A 26,521-nucleotide genomic window follows, 5' to 3' on the forward strand; every position below is an offset into this window, starting at 1 on the left:
GTGGGATGAGCGAACTCGATTGCGTCTTCGTCTACGGCACGCTGATGAGCGGCTTCGACCATCCGATGTCGAGGCGGCTTGCGGCGGGTGCAGATCTTGTCGGGCCGGCTTCGTGCCGGGGCCGGCTGTATAGGGTCGCGCATTATCCGGGGCTGCTGCATTCCGATGATGCGGCTGACGTGGTGCATGGCGAACTGTATCGGCTGCGCAACGTCGCGGAATTGATGGCCGCACTCGACGACTATGAAAGCATCGGTCCGGGCTTTGAGCCGCCGACGCTGTATCTGCGCGAGGTGGTTCCGGTGACGCTCGCGGACGGCCGCGTGCAACAGGCCTGGACCTATATCTACAACCGCCCGGTGGACGAAGCGAAGCGGATCGTGTCGGGAAAATTTTTGGAGAAGTAGTCGGACGCTTCTTCCTTCTCCCCTTGTGGCAGAAGGTGGCACGGCCGGAGGCCGTGACGGATGAGGGGGCACTAGGCTTGGAGTCTGTGGCGCCCCCTCACCCGTCTCGAACCGCTTCGCGGTGCGATCCACCCTCTCCCACCTAGCGAAGCGAAGCTTCGCGCGGGGGAGAGGGAAGCAAGAAAGCCCTACGCCTTCTTCCCCACAAACTCCGTCGCAAAGATCCCCGGCGCCAGCAGCGCGAACCCGATTCCGATATTGCTGATCGACGTGGTGCCGCCATGCGACGCAGCAAAGCCCGAGATCGCCGAACCCAGCGCGCCGCCGAAGAACGCCGAGCCGAGATACAGCGCGTTGAGACGGCTGCGGATGTCGGCCGGCAGGGCATCGATCGCGCGCTGGCCGGCCACCACATTGCCCTGGGTGCCTGCGTCGATCAGGATGCCGGCGATCACGAACAGCGCGATGCTGGCAGGGCCGTTGCCCTCGGTGCGGATCAGCACGAAACTCACCAGCACCGCGAGCATCGCCACCAGCGTGACGGTGCCGCCGCCGCCGCGATCGGCCATCCGCCCGGCCAGCGGCGCCAGCAGCGCGCCGCCTGCGCCGGACAACAGGAACGCCGACAGTGCGACGTGGCCAAAGGCAAAGGGCGGCGCTTCCAGCACGATCGGCATCGCCGTCCAGAACAGGCTGAAGGCGCCGTACAACAGGCACTGATAGGCCGAGCGGCGCTGCAGCACGCGGGTGTCGCGCATCAATTGCCACAGCGAGCCCAGCAGCCGGCCATAAGTCAGGCTGTGCTCCGGCAGCCGTCGCGGCAGCGCGACGGCCATCAGCGCGATCACGCCCCCTGTGAATAGCGGGCGCAACCTTGTGTCTCTCGTTTTTCCCGCCGCAAACCCTATATCGATGGTCGGCTGGTCACATCCCGTTCACCAAGACTCGCAGCCCCGACTCACCGCATAAGCACCCATGCGCTTCACGCCCCAGTTCCTCGACGATTTGCGCGCCCGGCTTCCCGTCTCGGAGGTCGTGAGCAAGCGCGTCAAGTTGAAGAAGGCGGGAAGGGAATGGAAGGGGCTGTCGCCGTTCCAGCAGGAGAAGTCGCCGTCCTTCTTCGTCAATGACGAGAAGGGCTTTTACCACGACTTCTCCTCCGGCAAGCACGGCGACATCATCTCCTTCCTGATGGAGACCGACGGCTGCAGCTTCCCGGAGGCCGTCGAGCGCCTGGCGCAGATGGCCGGCGTGGCGCTGCCGGCGGCGACGCCGGACGCCGCCCGCCACGCCGAGCGCCGCAAGACGCTGTACGACGTCATGGACCTCGCCGCGAAGTTCTTCGCCGAGCAACTGACCTCGCGGGTGGGTGCCAAGGCGCGCGGCTATCTCGCCGACCGCCAGATCTCGCCGACCGTGCAGCTGCAGTTCAAGATGGGCTATGCCCCGGCCGAGCGTTACGCGCTGAAGGAATATCTCGGCGCCGCCGGCATTCCCGTCCCCGACATGGTCGAATCCGGCCTGCTGATCGGCGGCGAGGACATTCCGGTGCCCTATGACCGGTTCCGCGACCGCGTCATGTTCCCGATCACCGATTTGCGCGGCCGGGTGATCGCCTTCGGCGGCCGCGCACTGGAAAAGGACGTCCCGGCCAAGTACCTGAATTCGCCGGAGACGCCGCTCTTCCACAAGGGCGACAATCTGTACAATTTTCCGATGGCCCGCACCGCCGCGCATAATGGCGCGGCCCTGGTGGTGGTCGAGGGCTATGTCGACGTCATCGCGATGGTCGGCGTCGGTTTCCACGCCACCGTGGCGCCGCTCGGCACGGCGCTGACCGAGAACCAGCTGCAGCTGATCTGGAAGATGGCCGACGAGCCGATCCTGTGCTTCGACGGCGACAAGGCCGGCCAGAAAGCGGCGTGGCGCGCCGCCGAGCTGGCGCTGCCGCACCTCAAGCCCGGCAAGAGTCTCCGATTTGCCCTGTTGCCGGAGGGCCAGGACCCCGACGATCTCGCCCGCTCCGGCGGCCGGATCGCGGTCGAGGAGGTCATTGCGGCTGCCAAATCGCTGTCCGACCTGATCTGGGCGCAGGCGACTTTGGGCGGCGACTTCGCCACGCCGGAACGCCGCGCAGCCCTCGAGGCCCGCATCAACGAACTCGCCAACGGCATCCGCGACGACGTCGTGAAGAAATACTACCGCCAGGACCTCGCCGAGCGGCTGCGCGCGACCTTCAACCCCAATGCCGGCCGCGGTTTTGGCGCCGGCGGCGGGTTCCGCGGGGCCGGGGCGGGTGGCGGCGGTTTCGGCAACAAGGCCGGCGGCGGCTACGGCCGTCCGGGGGCGGCGCGCACTTTCACGCCGGGCGCGGCCGGCCGGATCGAGCCGCGCGGCAGGTCCTCGGCCTCGGCCGGCAGCCAGACCATCAACCGCTCGCCCTACCAGGTGGTAAGCCCGCAGCTCGCCAATTCCTCGATCATGCGCGGCCAGCGCAGCGCGATTTCGCGCCGCGAGGCACTGATCGTGCAATCCCTGATCAACCACCCCTGGCTGCTGCACGACAAGCTCGAGGAGGTCGCCGCTTTGGAACTGGCGCATCCCGAGATGCACCGGCTGCGCGCCGGGATCATTGCCTGCTTTGCCCATGACCATCACCATGGCGACGAAGCCCAACAAAGCGAGCAAATGCGTTCAGACCTCGTTAAGGCTGGATTTAGCGAACAATTGCAACATGTTGAGCGAGCCATTACCACCAAGGACGTGTGGGCGGCGCAGCCCGGCGCGGCGCGCGAGGACGTTCTTTCGACATGGATTCAACTGGTTGCCTTGCATCGCCAGTGGCACTCCTTACTTAGAGAACTGAAAGATGCCGAGCTGGCGCTTGGCGAAGAGGCCAGCGAGACGAATTATGGCTGGTTGCGCGACGTCAAGGCGCGGCTGGCCGAGGTGGACGGGATCGAGGCTCTGATCGAGGGGTTCGGTGAGTCGTCTGGCCGGTTTCAGCGCAATTCTTGATGCAAATTTGCTGCGGACAGCCTACGGCGAAATCGCGAAAAGACTCGCCAAACCCGTGGTTTGGCTGCAAAAACACGGTTAATCGGAGCTTAACGCTCTTTGGCTTAAGTGCGGCAACCGTAAAGACCAGTTCAAGGGTGGCGAAGTCGAGCGCCACCCTTTCCGCGTCCAGCGGATGAATGATTGAAAGCGGCGGCAACGCCGCCCGCGTGATCGCGTTTCAGGAGCATTGAATGGCCACCAAGGCAAAGACGCTGCAGGCGAAAGACAAGGAAAAAGACGACAAGGCCGACGCGCCGGAGAAGGATGCTCCCGATGCGCCGTCGCCGTTGCTCGACCTTTCGGATGCCGCCGTCAAGAAGATGATCAAGCAGGCCAAGAAGCGCGGCTTCGTGACCTTCGATCAGCTCAACGACGTCCTGCCTTCGGACACCACCTCTCCCGAACAGATCGAAGACATCATGTCGATGCTCTCCGATATGGGCATCAACGTGTCGGAATCCGACGACGCTGACTCGGACGAGGAAGAGACCAAGGAAGAGGCCGAGGAAGAGACCGACAACGAACTCGTCGAGGTCACCCAGAAGGCCGTTACCGAGACCAAGAAATCCGAGCCCGGCGAGCGCACCGACGATCCCGTCCGCATGTATCTGCGCGAGATGGGCACGGTCGAGCTGCTGTCGCGCGAGGGCGAAATCGCCATCGCCAAGCGCATCGAGGCCGGCCGCGAGGCGATGATCGCAGGTCTGTGTGAAAGTCCGTTGACGTTCCAGGCCATCATCATCTGGCGCGACGAATTGAACGAAGGCAAGATCTTCCTTCGCGACATCATCGATCTCGAGGCCACCTATGCCGGCCCGGATTCCAAGAACAACATGAACCCGGCGCTGATTGCGCCGCCGGTCGCCGCCGATGGCGACGCCGATGCGGTCACAGCCCCGCCGGCTGCGCCGCCGGCGCCGACCCCGTTCCGCGCCGCGCCGCCGCGCTCCGCTCCGGCTCCGGCACCGGAGCCGGCCGCTGCCGAAGGTGACGACGGCGACGACGACGAATTCGAAAACCAGATGTCGCTCGCCGCCATCGAGGCCGAGCTGAAGCCGAAGGTCGTCGAGACCTTCGACAAGATCGCCGACAACTACAAGAAGCTGCGCCGCCTGCAGGAGCAGGACATCGCCAACCAGTTGCAGAGCGAGACGCTGTCGCCGGCCCAGGAGCGCAAGTACAAGAAGCTCAAGGACGACATCATCGTCGAGGTGAAGTCGCTCCGCCTCAACCAGGCGCGTATCGATTCGCTGGTCGAGCAGCTCTACGACATCAACAAGCGCCTCGTCTCCTTCGAAGGCCGCCTGCTGCGGCTCGGCGACAGCCACGGCGTCGCCCGCGAAGACTTCCTGCGCAACTACGTCGGATCGGAGCTCGATCCGAAGTGGCTGAATCGCGTCTCGAAGCTCTCCGCAAAAGGCTGGAAGAACTTCGTCGCGGTCGAGAAGGACCGCATCAAGGAGTTGCGCAGCGAGATCCAGCAGCTCGCCGGCCTCACCGGGCTCGAGATCGGCGAATTCCGCAAGATCGTGCACGGCGTGCAGAAGGGCGAGCGCGAAGCCCGTCAGGCCAAGAAGGAGATGGTGGAAGCCAACCTCCGTCTCGTGATCTCGATCGCCAAGAAATACACCAACCGCGGCCTGCAGTTCCTCGATCTGATCCAGGAAGGCAACATCGGCCTGATGAAGGCGGTGGATAAATTCGAATACCGCCGCGGCTACAAGTTCTCGACCTATGCGACCTGGTGGATCCGACAGGCGATCACGCGCTCGATCGCCGACCAGGCCCGCACCATCCGCATTCCCGTGCACATGATCGAGACCATCAACAAGATCGTGCGCACGTCGCGCCAGATGCTCAACGAGATCGGCCGCGAGCCCACTCCCGAGGAACTGGCTGAGAAGCTGGGCATGCCTCTGGAGAAGGTGCGCAAGGTCCTGAAGATCGCCAAGGAGCCGCTGTCGCTTGAGACGCCGGTGGGCGACGAGGAAGATTCGCATCTCGGCGACTTCATCGAGGACAAGAACGCGATCCTGCCGATCGACGCCGCGATCCAGTCCAATTTGCGCGAGACCACGACCCGCGTGCTGGCCTCGCTCACCCCGCGCGAAGAGCGCGTGCTGCGCATGCGCTTCGGCATCGGCATGAACACCGACCACACGCTGGAAGAAGTCGGCCAGCAGTTCTCGGTGACCCGCGAGCGCATCCGCCAGATCGAAGCCAAGGCGCTGCGCAAGCTGAAGCACCCGTCAAGGAGCCGCAAGCTCAGGTCGTTCCTGGATAACTAAAAGTAGGGCGGGTTAGCCGAAGGCGTAACCCGCCGCCGAACGGATGGCGGATTACGCTACGCTAATCCGCCATCCGTTGAAACGCCCGGCTCGCGCCGGGCATTTCTTTGTTTTGCCACCCCGCCAGCCAATTCAACGTGATCGCAGCGGCGCGCAGCACACGGAACGATCATTGGCGCCAGCCATTGTCCTCACATCAATTCAACGATGGAGAACATCATGTCCGCTCAACTGACCGGCAAGCGCGTCCTCATTCTCGCCACCAACGGCTTCGAACAGTCGGAACTCGAAGTTCCGCGCGATCGCCTCACCGAGGCCGGCGCCGAAGTCCATGTCGTCTCGCCGGAAGTCGGCGTGATCCGCGGCTGGGACGGCGACGACTGGGGCCAGTCGGTCAAGGTCGACGCCACGCTGGCCACTGCGAAGGCCGACGACTACGACGCGCTGGTGCTGCCGGGCGGCCAGATCAACCCCGACCTCTTGCGCGTCAACGAGGATGCGCTGGCGCTGATCAAGGCGTTCTATGCCGGCGGCAAGCCGATAGCCGCAGTGTGCCACGCGCCGTGGCTGCTGATCGAGGCCGGCATCGTCAAGAATTTGAAGATGACGTCGTATCACTCGATCAAGACCGACGTCATCAATGCCGGCGGCAAGTGGGAAGACAAGGCCGTCGTAAGCGATGGCGGCATCATCACCTCACGGAATCCCGGCGATCTCGAAGCGTTCTCCAAGCAGATCATCGCCGAGATCAAGTCCAGCAAGCACCAGCGCGCTGCCGCGTAAGGAGCGTACTCGGAGTAAGTATCAACGCGTCGCAGCCTCGCTGCGGCGCGTCTTCTTTACAAACTATCAAACGCATCGTTTGCGGCTAACGTGCTTTGTTACCAACAGCGCCGACGTTCTTCCCCTCCCCCTTGCGGGGAGGGTGGCGCGTTTGAGAGCGCAGCGAACAAACGTGACGGGTGGGGGTGCCGCAGACGCTGTCGCCTGTGGCACCCCCACCCGACCGCGCTGCGCGCGGCCACCCTCCCCGCAAGGGGGAGGGTAAGAACAGCGCGTCGCGGCTTTGCCCACCCTACGCTTTCACCCGCCGTCTCAGCCTCGGCCGCCACACGCCGAACGCGACATTGAGCACGGAGAGCGCGATCAGCACCCAGATCGTGCCGGTGATGGCGCCCGAGGTCTCCACCAGCGCCGCACCACTCGCCAGCGCCTGCGCGCTGCGCTCGGCCTCGTCCTGCAAGGGGCCGACCACGCCGGCAAAGCCGGCCTCGAACACCAGCACGCCGGTGGCGAGCTTGACCAGCGCCCAGCCGGCGTTCTGGTAGGCGCGGTTGGCGGCCATCGCCAAGAGGCCCGACACCAGCGTCAGCCCCAGCGACGGAAACAGCACCCAGCCCGCGATCCTGCCCATCGCGCCGTACAGCGCGGAATATTCGGCGGCCTGCGACGGCGCAGGCGCCAGCGCAAGCAGCACCAGCAGGCAGGTCATCGCGCCCATCATCCCGATCGCGCCGATGGTGTGCAGGAATTTCAGCAGCCGTCGCATGTTGCCGTCCGCGCCGTGAGCGTGCCCCATCGTAGCCGGCCCGATGCGCCCTGCAAGCGCGGCATCTTGCACCCTGCGCCACTGTCCATGCTCGCTCCCCCCTTGCGGGGTGGGCCGGGGAGGGGTGCCAAGGGTTCCGCCGCCGATGGCAAATGGAACATCGCCTGCCGCCGCCCGCAGTGTAGTTCCACCAATGTCAGAGTATCGACTTTATCCGCAAGGGAGTTTGCCGCTGGCCCGGATGCTTGGCTATCTGTTGCTCAACGTCGCCGAGATGCGTTCTCGCAAAAGATCACCGGGGAACTCAAGAACGGCAAGCATCGGCGCAGCGCGGCGCAACTGCTCCGGCGCTAGCAGACGAGGAACCGCGCGCCGCAAGGTCCGCCATCTGCTTGAGCGTTACATCGCGCCGAAGCCCTGACTAAACTCGGTGGAACTCGGTCGCCTCTGTACGACACCGCGCTCAGTCCCGCTTCAATTTGTGAATCTCCGCATGATTAAGAGTTGCTTAGGCGGGCGTCCGCATGGTGGCGCATCACGTCATGATTCCACCGATGACGGTCGGAATCCCTGGCGAATGGCCGGAGCAGGATGGAACCGCATGAGCTTTGTTAGCAATACCAGAATTTCCACGCGGGTTGCCACCGGCTTTGCCACCGTCCTTCTGCTCATGGTGTCGCTCACGGTGATCAGCATCTACCGGGTCAACAGCGTCAGCACCAATCTCTCCTTGATCAACGACTTCAACAGCGTCAAGCAGCGCTATGCGATCAATTTCCGCGGCAGCGTGCACGATCGTGCGATCCTGGTGCGCGACATGACCCTCGTCGAGCCGGGCGAGCAGGCCAACGTGCTCAATGACATCAGCCGGCTGGAGGCGTTCTACGCCGACTCCGAGGCCGCGATGGAAAAGATGTTCGCGACCCGGCCGGACATGACCGCCGATGAGCGCAGCATCAACGCCGAGATCAAGGCCGCCCGGAGCCGTGCCAACGCCGCGCTGAAGCTGGTGGTCGAGCAGCAGAAGAAGGGCGACGCCAAGACGGCGCGTCTGACGCTGATGAACGAGGCACGGCCGGCCTTCGTGACGTGGCTCGCCGTCATCAACAAGTTCATCGATCTTCAGGAACGCAAGAACAAGGAGGTCGCTGCCAGCGTCAGCGAGGTCACCCAGAGCTTCGAGACGCAGATGGAAGTGCTGTGCGGACTGGCGCTGATCGTCGGCTGCGGTTTCGCTTGGTGGAGCATCAGCTCGGTGCGGCCGCTGCGCAGCCTGACCACCAAGATGCGCAGCCTGGCTGCCGGCGATCTGACCGTGGAAATTCCGCAGGCGACCGCCGATGACGAGGTCAGCGAAATCATCCGCGCCGTGGGGGTGTTCAAGAGCAGCGCCATCGAGGTCGAGCGCTTGAAGGCCGACCAGTTGCAAACCGAACAGCGCGGCGCCGCAAAGCGCCGCGCCGACATGATCAAGCTCGCCGATGGCTTCGAAGGCGCGGTCGGCGAAATCATCGAGACCGTCACCACGGCGTCCGGCGGGCTGGCTCAGTCGGCCGGCACGCTGAACAAGACCGCCGACAAGGCCCAGAAAATCGCGGCAACGGTGGCCGAGGCCTCGGACGCGGCATCCAGCAATGTGCGGTCGGTGGCGTCGGCGACCGGCGAGATGGCGTCTTCGGTCAACGAGATCAGCCGACAGGTGCAGGATTCGGCGCGCATATCCGCCGACGCGGTGGCGCAGGCGCGCAAGACCAACGACCGGGTCGGTGCGCTGTCGAAGGCCGCCGCCCGCATCGGCGATGTCGTCGAACTGATCAACACCATCGCCGGCCAGACCAATCTGCTGGCGCTCAATGCCACCATCGAGGCGGCGCGTGCCGGCGACGCTGGCCGCGGCTTCGCGGTGGTGGCGAGCGAAGTGAAAGCGCTGGCCGAGCAGACGGCCAAGGCCACCGGCGAGATCGGGCAGCAGATCGCCGGCATCCAGGCGGCGACGCAGGAATCGGTCGATGCGATCCTGGAAATCAGCGGGACCATCGAGAAATTGTCCGACATCTCCTCGACGATTGCCGCCGCGGTCGAACAGCAGGGCGCGGCCACGCAGGAAATTTCCCGCAACGTCGAACGCGCGGCCGAGGGCACCCGGCATGTCAGTTCCAACATCGTCGAGGTGCAGCGCGGCGCCAGCGAGACCGGGACGGCGTCCTCGCAGATCCTGTCGGCGGCGCAGTTGCTGTCGCGCGACAGCGACCGCCTCAAGCAGGAAGTCGGCAAGTTCCTCGACTCCGTGCGCGCCGCTTAAGGCGGCCAGCGCGTAGGACGGATTAGCGTTCGCCGTAGCTCGCAGAGCTTCGGTGAAGGCGTAATCCGCCTCCCGTCGATGGCGCATGACGATGGGCGGCGCAAAACACTGCGCTATTGCGCCCTACGCTTGCTGATCCACGAAGGGCGGCAGCTCTGCCGCCCTTCGTCTGGCGGTGCCGGTCAGCCCTCAGGCCGTGGCGGCGCCACGACGAGCGCGACGAGGCGCCGGACCATGGGCAGCAGCGCGAGCAGGGTGGGAAACGACACCAGCCACGACAGACCCCAGGCCACCGGCCAGGTGGTGAGGAAGGCTTGTGTCGGCCCCAGGCTCTTCAGGGTCGAAATCGCCGAGACCACGAAGGTCATCAGCAGCGACAACACCAGCGGCATCACGACGGATGCGTAGCGCGCCGGCAGTTTGCCGCGCGATTGCAGCTTGCGAAGCATGTTCATCAGGTCACTCGTGGATAGGTCGGTCGATCGATCAGGTCCGCAGCAGCATTCTCCGGCTCGATCCGACCGGGTTGAATGCGTTGCCTGACGTGAGACGCTTACGGTGCGCAGGAGCGCAGCGCGAACCTCATAGCGCCGCCCGCGCCGCGGCGCCAGCGGAAATTGCAGGGTGGCGGAGAGCGACGTGGCGGGGTGTCCGTGAAGGCGGCCCCTCCGTCATTCCGGGATGCGCCAGACGGCGCAGCCGGCTGGTGAAGGCCCGGAATCCCGAGATGTTCAATGCATCTCAGGATTCTAACTCGTATGGCGGACCAGCGAAGCGTAATCCGCCGATACGACGAGAGGCGGCGCAATACGCTGCGCTATTGCGCCCTATGCGTGCGACCCGTCTCGGCACTATGGAAGGATGCCGGCATGAGGAAGTTCGTCAAGTTCGGAGTGCTGTTGGGCGGCGCGGCGGCGGCTACGGCGGCGTTGCTCGCGCTGACCTGCGGCCTGCTGGGTATCGGCCTTGCCGCCGTGCCGCAGAAATTCGCTGCGAACGATGCGCTGTATCTGTTCGGGGCAATCATCCTGGCCGAGTTCTATTTCCTCGCCAATGACGCGCTGGCCTATCTGTCGCGCGAAAACCCGCGCCGCTTCGGGATCGAATTCTCCGAACTGCCTTTCAACTACGATAACGACAACAGGAATACGCCGATCCCGCTGCGTTCGAAACTGTTCGGCCTCTACCCGCTGATGATCGCGATCGTGTGGCTGATGCTGGCCGTCAGTCTGGCCGGATAGGCGCGTAGGGCGGATCAGTTATCGCCGCAGATTGCAGCTGTGGAAAAGGCGTTATCCGCTGCCCATCGACAGCGCCGGACCGGCTGACGGCGCAATACGCTGCGCTATTGCGCCCTACGCTCGCCACGCAATGTCAGGCACCGTGCGGGAACCCTGCACCGGCGGTCATGCTCCCTCCCCCCTTGCGGGGAGGGCCGGGGAGGGGGGTGCCGCGCGCGCCGCCGCCGATAGCAACCCGGTAGCCCGCATGAGCGAAGCGACATGCGGGACCGCCTGCGCCCGCACTACCCCGCATCCCGCGACGCTCGTGCGGGCTTTGCCTGCTCGGAACCGAATAATGATCTTTTTTGATCAGCCGCAGTGCACCCATCCGAATACCTTGTACTGTATACTCAGCGACAGGCAGTGGGAGTTGGCTATGTCAGATCGAACAAAACTCATGATGACGCCTCGAGGGCGATTCATGCAGCTAGCCCAGGAGCAGATGTCAGAGTTCGAACGACGGGAAGCCGAGTTTCGGAAGGAAGAACGCAAAGAGCGGGAGAAGGCGTTACGCATGACACACCATGTCGATGCATCGTACTGACGCATCTTCTCAAGTGCGATGAACTGCCACAGGCAGGATCATGTAACTGTCACATGCGCTTGACTGACATTGGCTAGAAGAATTTCTCGTCTAGAGGTTGACCGCGAGGGCAATTCGCGGATGCTCTATTCGATCGGCCTTGTGGGTCGACCCCACCTGCTTTGGCCCGGCCCGGCGCGCCCCCTCCAGGTTGTCGCGCTGGGCCAACGGCCGCATCCGACCGGGTAGGAACCTACGACCCTGTCGGAACAAGAACTGAGGCCGATCGCCACTGCAAGGCGCAGCTTATCCTGGACGATTATCAACCCCCAGCGCGCGCGACGCCTGAAACACAAATAGCTTTGCACCGGTGCTTTGCGATGGCGTGGCCTTTATGATCGGGGCTTTGGAGCATTCATTGTCGATACTGTCGGCCCGGATCGCGACTTTGCGCTAACGACATTCGGCTAATGGCGATCGACCGACACCCGCGCGGTTCCACCCATACCGATCGCGTTCGCCGCAGCGCGCGACAGGTCAATGCAGCTTCCAGCGATGAACGGGCCCCGATCGTTGATCCGCACCTTGACGCTGCCCCAGGCATGGTGAAGCAACGTCACAACAATTTGGATGCCCTTGACAATTTTCCTAAGTCGACTATAATCCTCCTCATCCCGTCTCACTGAGAGAGGCGGCTCGCGATCGTCACGGTCTGCGGGGCGGGATGCGGTGGACGCGCGTGGTGTCGTCCGGCGGACAACTGAAAGGGGGGCCGGTGGCCCCCGAGATCACCGCCGGAGAGGACGACGAGGCTGCGCGCGGCCGGCCCAAGTCGCGTTTTCCCGGCGCATCGCCTTGCGCCATGGGGCGGCGCCTGCGGCTGTCTCCTCTCAACGAGGGTGGCCAAAGCGCGTTAAGTCCCCTGCAGCGGTGGTCGAACAACAAGGCTCGTTCACCGGGGGTCTCGCGAAGCAAGCCGGAAGCCCACTGCGTGCGGAACGCCGGGTGATGCCCCGGTGAATCCGAGACGACCGGGCGCATTGCCTTGCCGAATACGGCATCGGCGCCTGGAGCCACGGGTGCATCGGGCACCCGGCGTTCCGCACGCTCTCTCGAAAGGGAGGGCGGGGAATGATCCACCCCCCGGGCGCGCTGCGCGTCGCGGGATCGCGAACCCGCGTCGGCGGCCAGCCGCTTTCAAGGAAGCCGCACCGCCTTGCCGTTGCCGTTTTGACGTCGCACCTCCCTGCATGGCAGGATGACTGCTCAATCATAAGGAATTTCAAATGTCGGGACGTCGTTGGGTGATCGCTGCAGGCGCCTTGTTGCTGGCGCCGTTCGTGCTCGCAGCCCCCGCCTCGGCCGCGCGCTGCGGCGGCGATTTCAACGCCTTCGTCGCCTCGATGCAGCAGGAGGCAGCCGCCGCCGGCATCTCGCAGGCAGTGATCCAGAGCGCCTTCGCCGGCGTCACGCAGGACCCCGCGGTGTTGTCGTTCGATCGCCGCCAGCGCGGCACCTTCAACAAGACCTTCGAGCAATATGTCTCGACCCGCGTCGGCGCCGGCCGCATCTCGATCGGCAAGCAGATGCTGCTGAAGCACGCCTCCTTGCTGTCGCGGATCGAGGCGCGGTTCGGCGTGCCGCCGGAGATCGTGGTGGCGATCTGGGGGCTGGAGTCGGATTTCGGCCGCGGCGACATCGGCAAGATGCCGGTGATCCGCACGCTTGCCACCATGGCGCATGATTGCCGCCGCACCGAACTGTTCCAGGGCGAGCTGCTCGCGGCGCTGAAAATCCTGCAGCGCGGCGATCTGCCGAAGTCGGACCTGGTCGGCGCCTTCGCAGGCGAGCTCGGCCAGACGCAATTTTTGCCGTCGTCCTACATCAAATACGGCGTCGATTTCGACGGCAACGGCCATGTCGACCTGCGCCACTCGGTGCCCGACGTGCTGGCCTCGACCGCCAATCTGCTGAAGACCGCCGGCTTCAAGGGCGGCCAGCCCTACGGCGAGGGCACGCCGAATTTCGAGGCGATGCGCGAGTGGAACCGGGCCACGATCTACCGGAAGACGATCGGCTACTTCGCCGACCGGCTGCGCGGCTAGAAGGTAACCATCGGTCAGAAATTCGCGCCTGGCCGGTGAATTACGGGTCCGCGGTCAGGTTCCATTAACGCGGCAGGCTGCATCGTACCGCCGGCGACAGCGGAACGGCGCGGCGGATCCTTGACATGAGCTCATCACCTGAGAACGGCAGCGGACGGGCGGATCGGCGGTTGCGATGCTGAGCGTGCCGACCATGTGGACGGTGTTTCTGGTCAATTTCGTCGCGCTGGGCCTGGTCTGGACCTATGTCGCGCGGGCCTATCCGAAATTCACCCCGGCGCGCTATTGGGCGGCCTCGACCGCCGTCGCGGGGGTGGGCAGCGCGGTGTCGATGCTGCGCGGCGAGGTCGATCTGCTGATTCCGGTCCTGCTCGGCGGCGGCATCCTGATCTTCTCCAGCTACATCAACGCCTATGGCGTGTTGCGGTTCTATCATCGCCGGGTGTCGTGGCGCCTCGCCGTCCTGGCCACCGCGCTGACGGTGGCGGCGCTGGCGCTGTTCACGCTGTGGCGCGACGACATGGCGGTGCGGATCGTGATCTATTCGGTTGGGCAGTCGGTGCCGCTGCTGATCGCAACGCGGGCGATGTTGACGGCACAGCGCGACCGCGCCAATCCCGGCGCCAGGCTGGCCGGCACGATCGGCGTGTTGTTCGTCGGCGTCCATGTGCTGCGCTCGGGCGCAGCACTGCTGTCGATCGGCGGCGCGCTGACGCTGATCGATTTCAATGCGCTGCAGGCCATACTGCTGCTCTTGATCGTGTTTCTGACGATGGCGTGGAATTTCGGCTCGCTGCTGATGGCGATCGATGCGCTGCGCGGCGAACTGACCGAGCTAGCCCTGGTCGATGACCTGACCGGCGCCGCCAACCGCCGGCATTTGCTGCAGCGGCTCGATGAGGAATGCGCCCGCGCGGTGCGCTCCCATGTGCCGTTCGCGTTGCTGGCGATCGACCTTGACGGCTTCAAGGTGATCAATGACAGCCATGGCCACGCCGCCGGCGACGATTGTCTGCGCCACTTCACCACGATGGCGCAGAGCATGTTGCGGCCGGGCGATCTCCTGGCGCGCACCGGCGGCGACGAATTCTGCGTCGTGCTGCCGGGCACCGGGCTGCACGATGCCGCATCGATCGCTGCGCGGATCCTGGAGGCGTGCCGGCTGGATGCCGAAGGCTGCAGCGCCGGCGAATTGCCGATCGCGGCCTCGATCGGCGTCGCGCAATGGGAGCCGCCCATTGCCACCCACCCCGAACATCTGATCGCCGCGGCCGATCGGGCCCTCTACGCCGCCAAGCATGGCGGCAAGAACCGCCATGCGCTGAGCCCGCTGACCTCGCCGTCGCTGGTGCCGGACACCGCCGGCGCGCTGCACCCGAACCGCCCGACGCGCGCCTGAGCACGCGACGCGATGCCGCTTGCGAAAGCGCCGTCTGCTACCCATGTGACGCGTATGGCGAACGAACGAACATTTTCCCGCACCGCGACCGCAGCCCGCCCCCATGCGGCGCGCGGCCCGATCATCGATCAGGACGGCCGCGAGGTCGGCCCCGAGAGCCTGCGTCCGGACGCCGCCGGCATTCGCTTCGATTTCAGCACGCACCAGGCCAATCCATTTGCGGCACTCACGCGCGAGGAGCGCGTGGCGCGGCTGGAGGCGCTGGCGAAATTGCTGGATGTCGCTTTCGTGGTGCCGGGCACCAACATCCGCTACGGCATCGACGGGCTGATCGGCCTGGTGCCGGTGGTCGGCGACATCATCACGACCGCGATTTCGCTGTGGCTGGTGCGCGAGGCCCGCGCGCTCGGCGCGCCCTGGCACATCACGTCGCGGATGCTCGGCAATGTGGCGCTGGACGGCGTCGTCGGCATCGTGCCGTTTGTCGGCGATGCCTTCGACGTCATGTTTCGCGCCAACGTCCGCAACATGCGGATGCTGCGCAAATGGCTGGACAAGCAGCCGAGGCTTTAGCTTAGGCAGCGTCCGCGTCGTCGGTGGCGGCCTCCGCGGCCGGCTCCGGCGCCCGGCGCTCCAGCGGGAAGTCTTCGCTCTCATACAAGGTGCGAATGCCGGACTGGTCGAAGCGGGCCTCGTCGACCTGCAAATAGGCGCCGTTAAGCGAATCCGCCGGCAGTTGTTCGATCGCGAACTGCACCGCGGCGGCAGCGGTGTCGAAACGGCGATAGGCGAAGCCGGCCCGCTTCTTCTTGCGGATCGCGGCGGGGAACAATTCTGCGGCGGTGTTGTAGCTGAAAGCTGCCATGGTCCGGGACCTCAAATGATTGTACGCAACGAAACGACGCTTCCTTCGCGACAGCAGCCGGCTGGCGGCCCGCGGAACATCATTTCTGGACAGACCCTGATATAAGCACGTTTTGCCCGATTGCGACAGCACCGATGCAGCATGATGAATGGCTGCGCCAGCTCCGCCAAGCGTTCATAAATCGTGTTTTTGCAGGTACCTGGCGGAAGATGCGGGGTTCCTCGCCGGCGTGCGGCGCGATTTGTCGGCTATTGGCCGCTGGAATCCGGGATCGGCACGATCTTCAAGGGCGTGGTGAAGGGCTCGACGCGCAGCGCGTCATTGGACAGCAGCCCGACCTGGCGCAACGGCGCCTGCTCCAGCGCACCGGCTTCGGCCTTGCGCACCGCATATTGCCAGACGGTCATGGTGCCCTCGGATACCAGCCGCTTGGCCACGCCGCCGGCATTGCGCGCGTCCAGCTTCGACATTTGATCGTCGGTCATGCCGATCACGATCTCGTCGCGGGCGGAGATCACCTTGAACAGTGACACCTTGTCGGTGGCCAGCGCCGGGTGGGAGACGATGGTCTCAAGCAGCAGGCCGGCTAGGCCAATGCCCAGCAGCCAGCGGTTGGAATGGGTCGACATAACGGTAGCCTTCAGTGCTTTGGACGGTATGCATGCGGATGAGGCATGTCGTTAATTGAGGCAGCCCCTCATCGGGAGGCCAAAACGCCCCGGCGACTGCCCTGATACAGGCTTGGTCACACAGGGCGGTTAACAAGCTCGGTAGGAACCAGCTAATTACTTCGCTTGTAGTTTCAAGGCCGCCGAGTTGATGCAATAGCGCAATCCGGTCGGTCCAGGCCCGTCGGGAAAGACGTGGCCGAGGTGGCCATTGCATTTCGAGCACAGCACCTCGGTTCGCACCATGCCGTGACTGACGTCGCGCACCTCATCGACAAAACCGTCCTGGGCCGGCTGCGTGAAGCTCGGCCAGCCGCAGCCGGAGTCGAACTTGGCGTCGGACTCGAACAGCGTTTGGCCGCAGCCGGCGCAAACGAACGTGCCGGGCGTGTGACTATGCTCGTATTCGCCGGTGCCTGGCCGTTCGGTCGCCTTCTCGCGCAGCACGGCATATTGCATCGGAGTCAGTTCGCTGCGCCATTCGGCCTCTGACTTTTCGATCTTACCCGTGGCCGTTTTCGTATCGCTCATGGTTTCTCCCTCACGCGCCGTACTGGATGAGCTCGGTCAGTTCGTGACCTTTACGCTGCTCACCAGGGTCGGCTTCTCGCTGTAGTGCTCGGCGAAGATCTTCTTCAGGTTCTCGACCTTGGGAATATCGTTGATCGCTATATAGGGCTGATTGGGGTGCAGCGTCAGGTAGTCCTGGTGATAGGCCTCGGCGGGATAGAACGCCTGCAACGCATTCACCTTGGTGACGATCGGCTTATTCCAGACCTTTGCGGCATTGAGCTGCGTGATATAGGCGTCCGCGACCTGCTTCTGCTCGGCGGTGGTGGTGAATATTTCCGAGCGATACTGCGTGCCGCTGTCCGGTCCCTGACGGTTCAACTGCGTCGGGTCGTGCACCACGGAGAAGTAGATCTGCAGGATCTTGCCGTAACTGATCTTCTGCGGGTCGTATTTGATCTCGACGGCTTCCGCATGGCCGGTCGTGCCAGAGCCGATCGCGCTGTAATTCGCGGTCGACTTGGCGCCGCCAGAATAGCCGGACACCGCATTGACGACGCCCTTGGTGTGCTGGAACACGCCCTGCACCCCCCAGAAACAGCCGCCCGCGATCACCGCGGTCTGCAGGCCGGTGGTCGCCTTGGCGTCCATAGCCGGCGCCGGAATGATGACGGCCTCCTCGGCGGCGAAGGAGGGCGCGACATAGACGGCGGAAATAGCCAGCGCGCCGATCGCGGCGGCGCAAAGCGTGAAGCGGCTGAGGGTGGAGCGCATGGCATGTCCTCTTGGGTGAGAGCCGGATGAGCGGCATTCTAGACCGTGGCGCGTGGTTCGCAATCGGCGCGACTGGTCCGATACTCCAAGGTACGCAGCCCGACGCGAAGCGTTACAGGCCAGCGGACACGACTTCGTGAGTGTTGTTAACCCCCCACGCAAAAGCCGCGGGACTTGCGTCCCGCGGCTTGTTTCGTCTGCGCCTTGTACTACGGGCAGGGGTAACGATTGCCGTCATTGTTAAGGTAGGTGCCCGACTGCGGGTCATACGATCGGTAACGCTGCGCGCAGTAATTGGCATTCTGCTGGGACTGCGCATTCTGCTGGGCCGCGCCGGCTGCAATTGCGCCGCCGATGATCGCGCCGGCCGCGAGGCCGCCGATCAGCGCGCCGTTGCCGCCGCCGCGGTGACCATAACCATAACCGCGTCCACGATAACCGCCGCCGTAACCGTAGCCACGGTAATACTGCACGTTTTCAGTCGGCAGCGAGGCGCTGGACTGAATTAGCCGTGGCTGCACCATGATGGGCGCCGAGATCGCCGGGACCTAAAAAGACAGCGCAGTGGCGCCGATCAGCGCAACGGATGTCAAAGTCTTTAATTTGGACATGAACTCTCCTGATGTTCGATCAGGGTCAACGGATGCCGCGCTGCAACGTTCCAATTAGCGTCCGGATATATCTTCGACAGATTCGATGTCACACCACGATGCTGAGGCGCTTGGCCGCCCGCGTGATGCCGGTATAGAGCCAGCGCGCCCGGCTTTCCTGGAAGGCGAAGCTTTCGTCGAACAGCACCACGTCGTCCCACTGCGAGCCCTGGCTCTTGTGCACGGTCAGTACGTAGCCGTAGTCGAACTCGTCATAGGGCTTGCGCTGGTCCCAGGTGAGTGCCTCGACGCCGCCGCTGAAACAGTCGGCGCGCACCGAGACTTTCGTCACCTTGCCGCCGAAATCCTCGTCGGGCGCCAGCCGCATGGTGATAATCGCCGATTTTGACGCCGCGCGCGCCTTGACGCGCCACAGTCCGCCGTTGAACAGCACCTTCTTGCGGTTGTTGCGCAGGCAGACCAGCTTGTCATTGGCGACCGGGAGCGGGTCCTCGATGCCGAGCTTCTGCCGGACCCGCATATTGTACGACCGCCTCGTGTTGTTGCGGCCGACCAGCACCTGGTCGGCGGCCATCACGCGCTCGGGATCGAGCTCCTTGCGCGAGACGACTTCGCTGTCGCCGTAGCGGCCGATATCGAGCTCGCGGCCGAGGCGCACGTCCATCGACATCCGCACGATCGGATCGTGCTCGGCCTGGCGATGCACCTCGGTCAGCATGATGTCGGGTTCGCAGTCGGTGAAGAAACCGCCGCCCTGGATCGGCGGCAACTGCGCGGGATCGCCGAGCACCAAGAGCGGGCAGTCGAACGACATCAAGTCGCGGCCGAGATCGGCGTCGACCATCGAGCATTCGTCGATCACGATCAGCTTGGCCTTGGAGGCTGGCGCGTCGTCCCACAGTTCGAAATTCGGCTGCTCCTCGCCGGATTCCCGGGCGCGGTAGATCAGCGAATGGATGGTCGAGGCGCCGTCGCAGCCTTTGTTGCGCATCACCAGCGCGGCCTTGCCGGTGAAGGCGGCGTATTTTACCTCGCCGTCGACATTGTCGGCGATGTGCCGCGCCAGCGTGGTCTTGCCGGTGCCGGCATAGCCGAACAGCCGGAACACCGGCGGCGTGCCGTTCTTGCCGGGCTTGGCCTTGAGCCAGTCATCGACGGCTTTCAGCGCGGCATCCTGATGCGGGGTAAAGGTCGGCATGGCGTCTCGGGAAAAGCCCGGCCCGCCCGATGCGGCCGCGACTCACAGGGGCAAGCTAACCATTCGCGCGATTGGTGCAAGCGCGCCCCGGCGGGGACGGTTGCCCAAAATCGCCTTATGGCGCAGGTAAGAGCGCGCAGGCACCGGCGAAAACGCCGGTCGCGGACAGGAGATCCCGGTGGGTAGCAGATTGAAGCGCGCGGGGACCATTGTGATCTACGTGGTCGGAGCCATCGCGATCGGCTACCTCGCGCTATATGCCTATGTGATGTTCACCCGGCCGCAATTGGTGCCCGGCGAGCCGATCCAGATCTTCCGCAAGCCGGACGCGCCGAAGTATTCGTGAGGACTCCGACCTCTCCTCGTCATTGCGAGGAGCCCTTGCGACGAAGCAATACAGTTCTTGCCGATTTGGTGGCCTTCGGGATTGCCGCGTCGCTTCGCTCCTCGCAATGACGGCTGAGAGGCCTTCGATTTCCGTTAACCCGTCGCCACCATCGCGCGATAGTCGCCCGAACCGGCCGGCGTGATCGGCAGGCCGCCGTCGGCGTATTCATTCAGCTTGTTGCGTAGCGTGCGGATCGAGATGCCGAGGATGTTCGCCGCGTGCGTGCGGTTGCCGAGGCAGTGCTTCAGCGTCTCCAGGATCAGGTCGCGTTCGACATCGGCGACCGTGCGGCCGACCAGCGCCCGCGTCACCTGCTCGGCGGCGAAGGTGGCATGCGCCACCGCCGGCGCCGTCTTGGCGAGGTCGAGGCGGTCGCCGTCCGGTGTCAGGATCGCATCGGCGCCGATCTCGTCCCCATTGGCCATGAGCACCGAGCGGTGAATGGTGTTTTCCAGCTCGCGGACGTTGCCCTGCCAGCGATTGACGGTGAGCACGCGCCGCGCCTCGGCGGAAATCGGCCGCACCGGCACGCCGTTGGCGTCGGCGTATTTCTTGGCGAAGTGCTGCGCCAGTTCGAGAATGTCGAGCGGGCGTTCGCGCAAGGGAGGGATCTTGAGATTGACGACGTTGAGCCGGAACAAGAGATCCTCGCGGAAGGTTCCTTCGCGCACCGCGTCCGACAGGTTGCGGTTCGAGGTCGCGATGATGCGGATGTCGATCGGCACCGGGCGGGTGCCGCCGACGCGGTCGATCACGCGTTCCTGGATCGCGCGCAGCAGTTTCGACTGCAGGCGCACGTCCATCTCGGAGATTTCGTCGAGCAGCAGCGTGCCGCCGGTGGCTTCCTCGAACTTGCCGATGCGGCGCGCGATGGCGCCGGTGAAGGCGCCCTTCTCGTGGCCGAACAGTTCGGATTCCAGGAGATGCTCGGGGATCGCCGCGCAGTTGATGCTGATGAACGGCTTCTTGGCGCGGTGCGAGCGCGCATGGACGTGGCGTGCCAGCACTTCCTTGCCGGTGCCGGACTCGCCGGTGATCATCACCGAGGCGTCGGAGCCGGCGATCTGCTGCGCCAGTCTGACCACCTTGGCCATCGCCTCGTCGCGGTAGATCAGGTCGCGGGAATCGTTGGCGACCGCCGCCAGCACGGCGGCGATCAGCTCGGGATCCGGCGGCAGCGGGATGTATTCCTTGGCGCCGGCATGGATGGCTGCGACCGCGGCCCGGGCGTCATTGGTGATGCCGCAGGCGACGATCGGCACGTGGATGTGCTCGGCTTCAAGCCGCATCACGAGATCGCGGATGTCGAGCGCGACGTCGACCAGCAGCAGGTCGGCGCCCTTGCCGCCGCGCAGGACCCGCATCGCCTGATCGAGATCCTCGGCGTGGACGACGGAGGCGCCGTTGTCCATCGCGATCTTGGTGGCGGTGGTGAGCTGGCCCTTGAGGGTGCCGACGATGAGAAGCCGCATGGTGGTCTCCTGTGATCTCTTGGTCGCGCCCGTCCGGGCGCTGCGTCGTTCGCGTTACGAGCGTTCTGCCTTGATGATTTCCGTCATGGTGACGCCGAGCTTGTCTTCGACAAGCACCACTTCGCCGCGCGCAACCAGCCGGTTGTTGACGTAGATGTCGATGGCCTCGCCGACCTTGCGGTCGAGCTCCAGCACGGTGCCAGGTCCGAGCTTGAGAAGTTCGCCGACATCCATCTTGGAACGTCCGAGCACGGCCGAGACCTGCACCGGCACGTCGAATACCGCTTCGAGGTCGGCGGCGATCCGCGTGACCTGTTCGTCCTCGCTGTAGCCGACGTCGCCCATCGCGATCGGTTCGGCCGCATTGAGGTCGGGAAGCGGCATGTGGGTGTCATTGCTCATCGTTTCGTCCTCATGGCCGTGCCTGGTTGCGGGCCGCCATATAGCGCCCCACGAGTTCGTTGATCTTGGTCTCGATGGCCGCGCGTTCCAGCAGCACGCCGCCGTCCGCCCATTCGATTTTGCAGTCGCCGCTCTCGATTTCCGGCTCGGCGAGGATCACCAGCTTGCCCTGGAAACCGCTCTGCTTGGCCAGTTTCTCGATCCGCTCGCGGGCTTCGTCATAGAGCTGGTCGTTGATGCGAACGACGATGTGCGGCGTCGCCACCAGATGCTTGAAGCAATCGTGCACCAGCGCCATCATCTCAGTGAGCGGCTCGGTGGCGATCAGCTCGCTGCACAGTTTGCGCGCTACCGAGACCGCAACCTCGACGGCCTCTGTTTCCATCCGCATCTCGATCGCCGAAAACCGCATCGAGATCGAGGAGATGGCGACGCCGATTTCCTCAAGCGCCAGCGCGGCGCGGCGGTCGCTCGCGGCCTTGGCTTCGCGCTGCGCGGCGTCGAAACCGGCGCGGTAGGCGTGGGCTTCGGCGTTGGCGATCTGCTCCGCGATCTCCGCGGGCGTGGCCACGGGCGCGCGCGCCTTGTCGGGCGCGGCGAAATCGACGTCGAACAGGAATTTTGCCGGAGCTGCCATTAATACACCAGTTCGTCGTCGGCACGGTTCTTGGTCAGGACGATCTCGCCCTTGGCAGCGAGGTCCTTGGCGAGGTTGACGAGCAGCGCCTGCGCCTCGTCGACGTCGCGCAAGCGCACCGGCCCGAGCGCGGCCATGTCGTCGAGCAACATCTTGGCGGCGCGCGACGACATGTTGCCCATGAAGAAGCTGCGGACATCCTCGTTGGCGCTCTTCAGCGCGATGCCGAGCTTGTCCTTGTCGATGTTGCGCATCAGGGTCTGCGCCGAGCCGGCGTCGAGCTTGACGAGGTCGTCGAAGGTGAACATCAGCGCCTTGATGCGCTCGGCGGCTTCGCGGTTGTCTTCTTCCAGCGAGGTGATGAAACGGGTCTCGGTCTGGCGATCGAAATTGTTGAAGATTTCTGCCATCACCTCATGGGCATCGCGGCGGCGGGTCTGCGACAGATTCGACATGAACTCGGTGCGCAGCGTCGACTCGACACGCTCGATGATCTCCTTCTGCACCGTCTCCATCTTCAGCATCCGGCCGACGACGTCGAGCGCCAGGTCTTCGGGCAGGATCGCCAGCACCCGCGCAGCATGCTCCGGCTTCAGCTTCGACAGCACCACGGCGATGGTCTGCGGGTATTCGTTCTTGAGGTAATTGGCGAGCACTTCTTCCTGCACGTTGGAGAGCTTCTCCCACATGTTGCGGCCGGCGGGGCCGCGGATTTCTTCCATGATGCCGTTGACGCGCTCGGAGGGCAGGTACTGGGTCAGCAGCCGTTCGGTCGCGTCGAAGGTGCCCATCAGGGCACCCGACGCCGACATTCGCGAAACGAATTCCAGCATCAGGTCTTCGACCGTTTCCGGCTCGACCGTGCCGAGCGTCGACATCACGCCGGACAGCTGGCGTACCTCATCGTCATCGAGCAATGCCCAGATCTTGCCGCCATATTGTTCGCCGAGCGCCAGCATCAGGATCGCCGCGCGCTTGGGGCCGCTCAGCGGCTTGGTGGCGGGGCGGCCACCCTGGCGCTGCGCCAGCGATGCGATGACGCTGGAGATGTCGCTGGTATTGTCGGTCTGGGTCGCGGGGACGGCCATTTCAGATTACGCCGGTTCGGTGAGCCATTGACGGACAATGGCTACCGTTTCGTTGGGATTGCGGTCGGCGAGTTCGCCGACGCGGTGAACGGATTGGGCGTAGACTTGGCCCTGCACGGTGGCGATGTCGATCGCGCTGGCGCCACCGGCGGGGATCTGCGCCTGGCCGTCGGCGCCGACTGCGGTGCCGTCGGTCAGCGCGGCATGCGCGCCGCCGGGGCCGGTCAGCGCGGCGACCGGGTCGCTGGCGAGGATGCGGCGGACCAGCGGGCGGATCACCATGAACATCACCACCAGGCCGAGCAGCATCATCACGGCCAGCTCGATGACGTACATCACATCGTCCTTGGTGAATTGCAGCGCGCCGAGCAGGCCGGTCGGCTCCGCGTTCGGCACCACCGTCGGGGCCTCGGCGAATTTCAGATTGACGATCTCGACCTGGTCGCCGCGCTTCTGGTCGAAGCCGATCGCCGAGCGGACCAGCTGGCCGATGCGGTCGAGCTCTTCCTTGCTGCGCTCCTGATAGATCAGATCGCCCTTTTCGCCTTTGGTGTAGGCGCCGTCGACCAGCACCGCGACCGAGATCCGGTTGACGCGGCCGGCCTCGGTGACTTCGGTCTTGGTGGTGCGGGAAATCTCGTAATTGTTGGTTTCTTCCGACTTCTTGCTCTGGTCCCGCGCCGTCGCGCCGCCCTGGCCCTGGGCACCCGGCAGCTCGTTGGCGACAGTGACCTGACCGTCAGCGGCGGCGGTGGCCGCGGATTCTTCGCGGGTCTGGCTGGAGCGCAGCACGCGGCCTTCGGGGTCGAACTTGTCCGAGGTCTGGGTGACCTTGTTGTAGTCGAAGTCGGCGGTGAGCTGGACGCGGGCACGGCCGGAGCCGACCACCGAGGAGACGATCGCCTCGACCTGGTTGCGCATCCGCTTCTCGAAGCCGATCCGGCGTTCGTCGCCATTGCCGCCATTGGCCGGATCGCCTTCGGCGCCGTCGGCGAGCAACATGCCGGCCTCGTCGACGATCGACACCCGGTTCGGCTTCAATCCGTTGACGGCGGAGGCGACGACGTGACGGATGGCGCGGACCTGCTGCGGATCGAGCTGGCCGCGGACGCGAACCACAATCGAGGCCGATGGCTCCGGGGTCTCGCGGGAAAACAGCGGCCGCTCCGGCAGCACGAGGTGGACGCGGGCAGCCTGGACGCGGTCGATGGCGCGGATGGTGCGCGACAATTCGCCTTCCAGGGCACGCAAATGATTGATGTTCTGGACGAAAGACGTGGTGCCGAGGGCGTCCGACTTGTCGAAGATCTCGTAGCCGACGCCGCCGCCCTTGGGCAGGCCGCCTTCGGCCAGCTTCATGCGCAGCTTGGTGACCTTGTCCTTCGGCACCATGATGGCGGCGCCGTCGTTCTTGAGCTCGTAGGGAATCGCCTGGCGCTCCAGGTCTTTCATGATTGCCGAGGAGTCCTCGACGCTGAGGTCGGTGAATAGGGTGGTCATCTGCGGCATCGTTACCCGCATGATAACAAACGCAAAAAAGCCGATCAGCGCGGCCGTTACCGCAACCATCGCCATCAGGCGCGCGGCGCCCAACCCCTTGAGGAAACTTAGCAGACCCTGCACGAACCAGCCCCTGAACCGCGGCCCGAGGGACCGACTGGGCAGATTTTGCCTACGGTATGGTTTCGATATGGTTAACGCGGGTTAACAGGTCGGAAATACCGCACGAAATGGCAAAAACCGGCTTCCCGTGAGGGAGCCGGTTTTCGTCAAATTGGAAATATCGGGAAGATTCGCTTATTGGCGGTATTGCTGGATGCGGGTCGTCCGCAGGCCCGCGAGACCGTGCTGGTCGATCGAGAATTGCCACGAAAGGAATTCGTCGACTGTCAGCGTGTAGCGGCTGCAGGCTTCCTCGAGGGAAAGCAGGCCCCCGCGGACGGCGGCAACCACTTCGGCCTTGCGGCGGATGACCCACCGTTTCGTCCCGGGTGCAGGCAGATCCGCAATTGTTAACGGACTGCCGTCAGGCCCGATGACGTATTTGACCCTCGGGCGATGGGGTTCTGTCATGGCGTACTCACAAACTCTCAACCACTGAACTCACTATGAGAACCTACGCCCGGCGACTTAAAATTTGCCTAAGCCTGTAACTTCAATGTGAATCGATCTGGAGCGGGTCGGGAAGGCGACGCTTTGGGCCGGAAAGAGCTCCGCCCGGATCGACGATCCGGGCGGAGCTGGAAGTCATTCAAGCCTGATCAGCTCGCGGGCGTCGTCACCGGGGTCGTGTTCTCGACGGTGCGCACCACGCGCTTGATCTTGTCGGTCGTGTAATTGTTGCCCTGGATCGACAACAGCGCCGGGCTGGCGGTCAGATCGACGGAGTCGACCACGCCTTGCACCTCGGTCGAGATCGCCACGGTCTGGCCGTTCGAATCCTTCCCGGTTGCGCTGATCGTGTAGGAGCCCGCCGGGTATTGCGTACCGTCATTGCCCTTGCCGTCCCAGACGAAACTGGAGTCGCCCTTCTTCAGCGCGAAAGTGCCGTTGTAGACCGTGGCGCCGGCCGAGTTGGTGATGTTGATCGTCGAGGTCGTCGTGTCTGTGGCGGCGTTCAAATTCCATGTCGCCGAGGTGTCGAACTTGGCGGTGGCGCCATCGACGGCGACGGTCTTGCCGACATAGACCAGCGCTTCGGTGGCCGCGGCACTCTTCTGCATTGCGACCAGCGCCTTCAACTGGTCGTTCGACTTGAGCTGCTGCTCGACGCCGGCGAACTGCACGAGCTGCTGGGTGAACTGGTTCGTGTCCAGCGGATCGAGCGGGTTCTGATTTTGCAGCTGCGTCGTCAGCAGCTTCAGGAAGGTCTGGAAATTATCCGCAATGCCCGTCGTCGTCGTTGCACTGGTATCGGTCGACGTCGACGTACTGGCGACTGTTCCAGATACGACCGGCGCCGGCTTGGATATTGAATCAACGGCCATGGCTC

The 26,521-nt window shown here is 64.4% G+C and carries 26 protein-coding genes and 1 pseudogene; 10 read left to right on the forward strand and 17 right to left on the reverse strand.

Features of this window, described 5'->3' with window-relative positions; genetic code table 11:
• Nucleotides 1-5: 5 nt before the first annotated feature.
• On the forward strand, nucleotides 6-407 hold the full coding sequence (locus tag FNL56_RS06430) for a gamma-glutamylcyclotransferase family protein (RefSeq protein WP_143572019.1): 402 nt from the start codon (nucleotides 6-8) through the stop codon (nucleotides 405-407).
• Nucleotides 408-595: 188 nt separating this feature from the next.
• On the opposite strand, the gene FNL56_RS06435 is transcribed toward FNL56_RS06430, so the two are convergent.
• Nucleotides 596-1,279 carry an MFS transporter gene (locus FNL56_RS06435; protein ID WP_143572020.1) on the reverse strand — a complete coding sequence of 228 codons (684 nt, stop codon included), beginning with the start codon at nucleotides 1,277-1,279 and terminating at the stop codon, nucleotides 596-598.
• Nucleotides 1,280-1,382: 103 nt separating this feature from the next.
• On the opposite strand from FNL56_RS06435, the gene dnaG reads away from it, so the two are divergent.
• The 3 genes from dnaG (at nucleotide 1,383) to FNL56_RS06450 (ending at nucleotide 6,538) form a co-directional block, all read left to right on the forward strand.
• The gene (gene dnaG, locus FNL56_RS06440; protein ID WP_143577616.1) at nucleotides 1,383-3,425 is read left to right on the forward strand and encodes a DNA primase; all 2,043 of its coding nucleotides are present in this window, start codon (nucleotides 1,383-1,385) and stop codon (nucleotides 3,423-3,425) included.
• 233 nt (nucleotides 3,426-3,658) lie between these two features.
• The gene (gene rpoD, locus FNL56_RS06445; RefSeq protein WP_143581844.1) at nucleotides 3,659-5,755 is read left to right on the forward strand and encodes an RNA polymerase sigma factor RpoD; all 2,097 of its coding nucleotides are present in this window, start codon (nucleotides 3,659-3,661) and stop codon (nucleotides 5,753-5,755) included.
• A 219-nt stretch (nucleotides 5,756-5,974) separates the two neighbouring features.
• Nucleotides 5,975-6,538, forward strand: a complete 564-nt coding sequence (locus tag FNL56_RS06450) for a type 1 glutamine amidotransferase domain-containing protein (protein ID WP_143572023.1) — start codon at nucleotides 5,975-5,977, stop codon at nucleotides 6,536-6,538.
• Nucleotides 6,539-6,830: 292 nt separating this feature from the next.
• Here the strand turns inward: FNL56_RS06450 and FNL56_RS06455 are convergent, their stop codons facing one another.
• Nucleotides 6,831-7,304: a hypothetical protein gene (locus tag FNL56_RS06455; protein ID WP_143572024.1), complete on the reverse strand. Its 474-nt coding sequence runs from the start codon at nucleotides 7,302-7,304 to the stop codon at nucleotides 6,831-6,833.
• A 601-nt stretch (nucleotides 7,305-7,905) separates the two neighbouring features.
• Here FNL56_RS06455 and FNL56_RS06460 point away from each other — a divergent pair.
• Nucleotides 7,906-9,606 carry a methyl-accepting chemotaxis protein gene (locus FNL56_RS06460; protein WP_143572025.1) on the forward strand — a complete coding sequence of 567 codons (1,701 nt, stop codon included), beginning with the start codon at nucleotides 7,906-7,908 and terminating at the stop codon, nucleotides 9,604-9,606.
• Between the two features lie 182 nt (nucleotides 9,607-9,788).
• Here FNL56_RS06460 and FNL56_RS06465 read toward each other — a convergent pair whose 3' ends face one another.
• Nucleotides 9,789-10,061: a DUF2798 domain-containing protein gene (locus tag FNL56_RS06465; RefSeq protein ID WP_143572026.1), complete on the reverse strand. Its 273-nt coding sequence runs from the start codon at nucleotides 10,059-10,061 to the stop codon at nucleotides 9,789-9,791.
• Between the two features lie 414 nt (nucleotides 10,062-10,475).
• Here FNL56_RS06465 and FNL56_RS06470 point away from each other — a divergent pair, with 414 nt between their 5' ends.
• Complete coding sequence (locus FNL56_RS06470; RefSeq protein ID WP_143577617.1) at nucleotides 10,476-10,847, forward strand: hypothetical protein; 372 nt, start codon at nucleotides 10,476-10,478, stop codon at nucleotides 10,845-10,847.
• Between the two features lie 1,032 nt (nucleotides 10,848-11,879).
• Here the strand turns inward: FNL56_RS06470 and FNL56_RS28975 are convergent.
• Nucleotides 11,880-12,005 (reverse strand): annotated as a pseudogene (locus FNL56_RS28975) (RlpA-like double-psi beta-barrel domain-containing protein); the annotation flags it as partial.
• 693 nt (nucleotides 12,006-12,698) lie between these two features.
• On the opposite strand from FNL56_RS28975, the gene FNL56_RS06480 reads away from it, so the two are divergent.
• The 3 genes from FNL56_RS06480 (at nucleotide 12,699) to FNL56_RS06490 (ending at nucleotide 15,489) form a co-directional block, all read left to right on the forward strand.
• Nucleotides 12,699-13,517 carry a lytic murein transglycosylase gene (locus FNL56_RS06480; RefSeq protein ID WP_143572029.1) on the forward strand — a complete coding sequence of 273 codons (819 nt, stop codon included), beginning with the start codon at nucleotides 12,699-12,701 and terminating at the stop codon, nucleotides 13,515-13,517.
• 175 nt (nucleotides 13,518-13,692) lie between these two features.
• Nucleotides 13,693-14,916, forward strand: coding sequence for a GGDEF domain-containing protein (locus tag FNL56_RS06485; protein ID WP_143572030.1), 1,224 nt, complete (start codon nucleotides 13,693-13,695; stop codon nucleotides 14,914-14,916).
• Between the two features lie 54 nt (nucleotides 14,917-14,970).
• Complete coding sequence (locus FNL56_RS06490; RefSeq protein WP_143572031.1) at nucleotides 14,971-15,489, forward strand: DUF4112 domain-containing protein; 519 nt, start codon at nucleotides 14,971-14,973, stop codon at nucleotides 15,487-15,489.
• Between the two features lies 1 nt (nucleotide 15,490).
• Here FNL56_RS06490 and FNL56_RS06495 read toward each other — a convergent pair whose 3' ends face one another.
• From FNL56_RS06495 to FNL56_RS06520, 6 genes are all read right to left on the reverse strand, one after another.
• Entirely contained in the window at nucleotides 15,491-15,781 is a 291-nt protein-coding gene (locus tag FNL56_RS06495; protein WP_143572032.1) for a hypothetical protein, read from the reverse strand.
• Between the two features lie 248 nt (nucleotides 15,782-16,029).
• A complete protein-coding gene (locus FNL56_RS06500; protein WP_143572033.1) occupies nucleotides 16,030-16,410 on the reverse strand; it encodes a hypothetical protein in 381 nt (126 codons plus the stop codon).
• A 156-nt stretch (nucleotides 16,411-16,566) separates the two neighbouring features.
• On the reverse strand, nucleotides 16,567-16,980 hold the full coding sequence (msrB, locus tag FNL56_RS06505) for a peptide-methionine (R)-S-oxide reductase MsrB (RefSeq protein WP_143572034.1): 414 nt from the start codon (nucleotides 16,978-16,980) through the stop codon (nucleotides 16,567-16,569).
• Between the two features lie 36 nt (nucleotides 16,981-17,016).
• Nucleotides 17,017-17,733, reverse strand: coding sequence for a peptide-methionine (S)-S-oxide reductase MsrA (gene msrA, locus FNL56_RS06510; RefSeq protein WP_143572035.1), 717 nt, complete (start codon nucleotides 17,731-17,733; stop codon nucleotides 17,017-17,019).
• A 209-nt stretch (nucleotides 17,734-17,942) separates the two neighbouring features.
• Nucleotides 17,943-18,257: a BA14K family protein gene (locus FNL56_RS06515; protein ID WP_143581845.1), complete on the reverse strand. Its 315-nt coding sequence runs from the start codon at nucleotides 18,255-18,257 to the stop codon at nucleotides 17,943-17,945.
• Between the two features lie 175 nt (nucleotides 18,258-18,432).
• On the reverse strand, nucleotides 18,433-19,542 hold the full coding sequence (locus FNL56_RS06520; RefSeq protein ID WP_143572037.1) for an ATP-dependent DNA helicase: 1,110 nt from the start codon (nucleotides 19,540-19,542) through the stop codon (nucleotides 18,433-18,435).
• A 178-nt stretch (nucleotides 19,543-19,720) separates the two neighbouring features.
• Here FNL56_RS06520 and FNL56_RS27590 point away from each other — a divergent pair, with 178 nt between their 5' ends.
• Nucleotides 19,721-19,888 (forward strand): hypothetical protein, encoded by a 168-nt coding sequence (locus FNL56_RS27590; RefSeq protein ID WP_168202808.1) that lies wholly within the window; start codon nucleotides 19,721-19,723, stop codon nucleotides 19,886-19,888.
• A gap of 134 nt (nucleotides 19,889-20,022) precedes the next feature.
• Here the strand turns inward: FNL56_RS27590 and flbD are convergent, their stop codons facing one another.
• The 7 genes from flbD to FNL56_RS06555 all read right to left on the reverse strand — a co-directional run bounded on the left by flbD (nucleotide 20,023) and on the right by FNL56_RS06555 (nucleotide 26,516).
• Nucleotides 20,023-21,402 carry a sigma-54-dependent transcriptional regulator FlbD gene (gene flbD, locus FNL56_RS06525; RefSeq protein ID WP_143572038.1) on the reverse strand — a complete coding sequence of 460 codons (1,380 nt, stop codon included), beginning with the start codon at nucleotides 21,400-21,402 and terminating at the stop codon, nucleotides 20,023-20,025.
• Between the two features lie 54 nt (nucleotides 21,403-21,456).
• Nucleotides 21,457-21,804 (reverse strand): flagellar motor switch protein FliN, encoded by a 348-nt coding sequence (gene fliN / locus FNL56_RS06530; protein ID WP_143572039.1) that lies wholly within the window; start codon nucleotides 21,802-21,804, stop codon nucleotides 21,457-21,459.
• 10 nt (nucleotides 21,805-21,814) lie between these two features.
• Complete coding sequence (locus FNL56_RS06535) at nucleotides 21,815-22,441, reverse strand: FliH/SctL family protein (protein WP_143572040.1); 627 nt, start codon at nucleotides 22,439-22,441, stop codon at nucleotides 21,815-21,817.
• Nucleotides 22,441-23,529 carry a flagellar motor switch protein FliG gene (gene fliG / locus FNL56_RS06540; RefSeq protein WP_143572041.1) on the reverse strand — a complete coding sequence of 363 codons (1,089 nt, stop codon included), beginning with the start codon at nucleotides 23,527-23,529 and terminating at the stop codon, nucleotides 22,441-22,443. Before fliG ends, FNL56_RS06535 begins: the two co-directional genes overlap by 1 nt.
• Nucleotides 23,530-23,535: 6 nt before the next feature.
• The gene (gene fliF, locus FNL56_RS06545) at nucleotides 23,536-25,152 is read right to left on the reverse strand and encodes a flagellar basal-body MS-ring/collar protein FliF (RefSeq protein WP_143581846.1); all 1,617 of its coding nucleotides are present in this window, start codon (nucleotides 25,150-25,152) and stop codon (nucleotides 23,536-23,538) included.
• Between the two features lie 174 nt (nucleotides 25,153-25,326).
• Entirely contained in the window at nucleotides 25,327-25,602 is a 276-nt protein-coding gene (sciP, locus tag FNL56_RS06550) for a CtrA inhibitor SciP (protein ID WP_002714638.1), read from the reverse strand.
• Nucleotides 25,603-25,790: 188 nt separating this feature from the next.
• Nucleotides 25,791-26,516 carry a flagellar hook assembly protein FlgD gene (locus FNL56_RS06555; RefSeq protein WP_143572043.1) on the reverse strand — a complete coding sequence of 242 codons (726 nt, stop codon included), beginning with the start codon at nucleotides 26,514-26,516 and terminating at the stop codon, nucleotides 25,791-25,793.
• Nucleotides 26,517-26,521 lie beyond the last annotated feature (5 nt).

The organism is Tardiphaga sp. vice304 (assembly GCF_007018905.1).
Classification (GTDB): Bacteria; Pseudomonadota; Alphaproteobacteria; order Rhizobiales; family Xanthobacteraceae; genus Tardiphaga.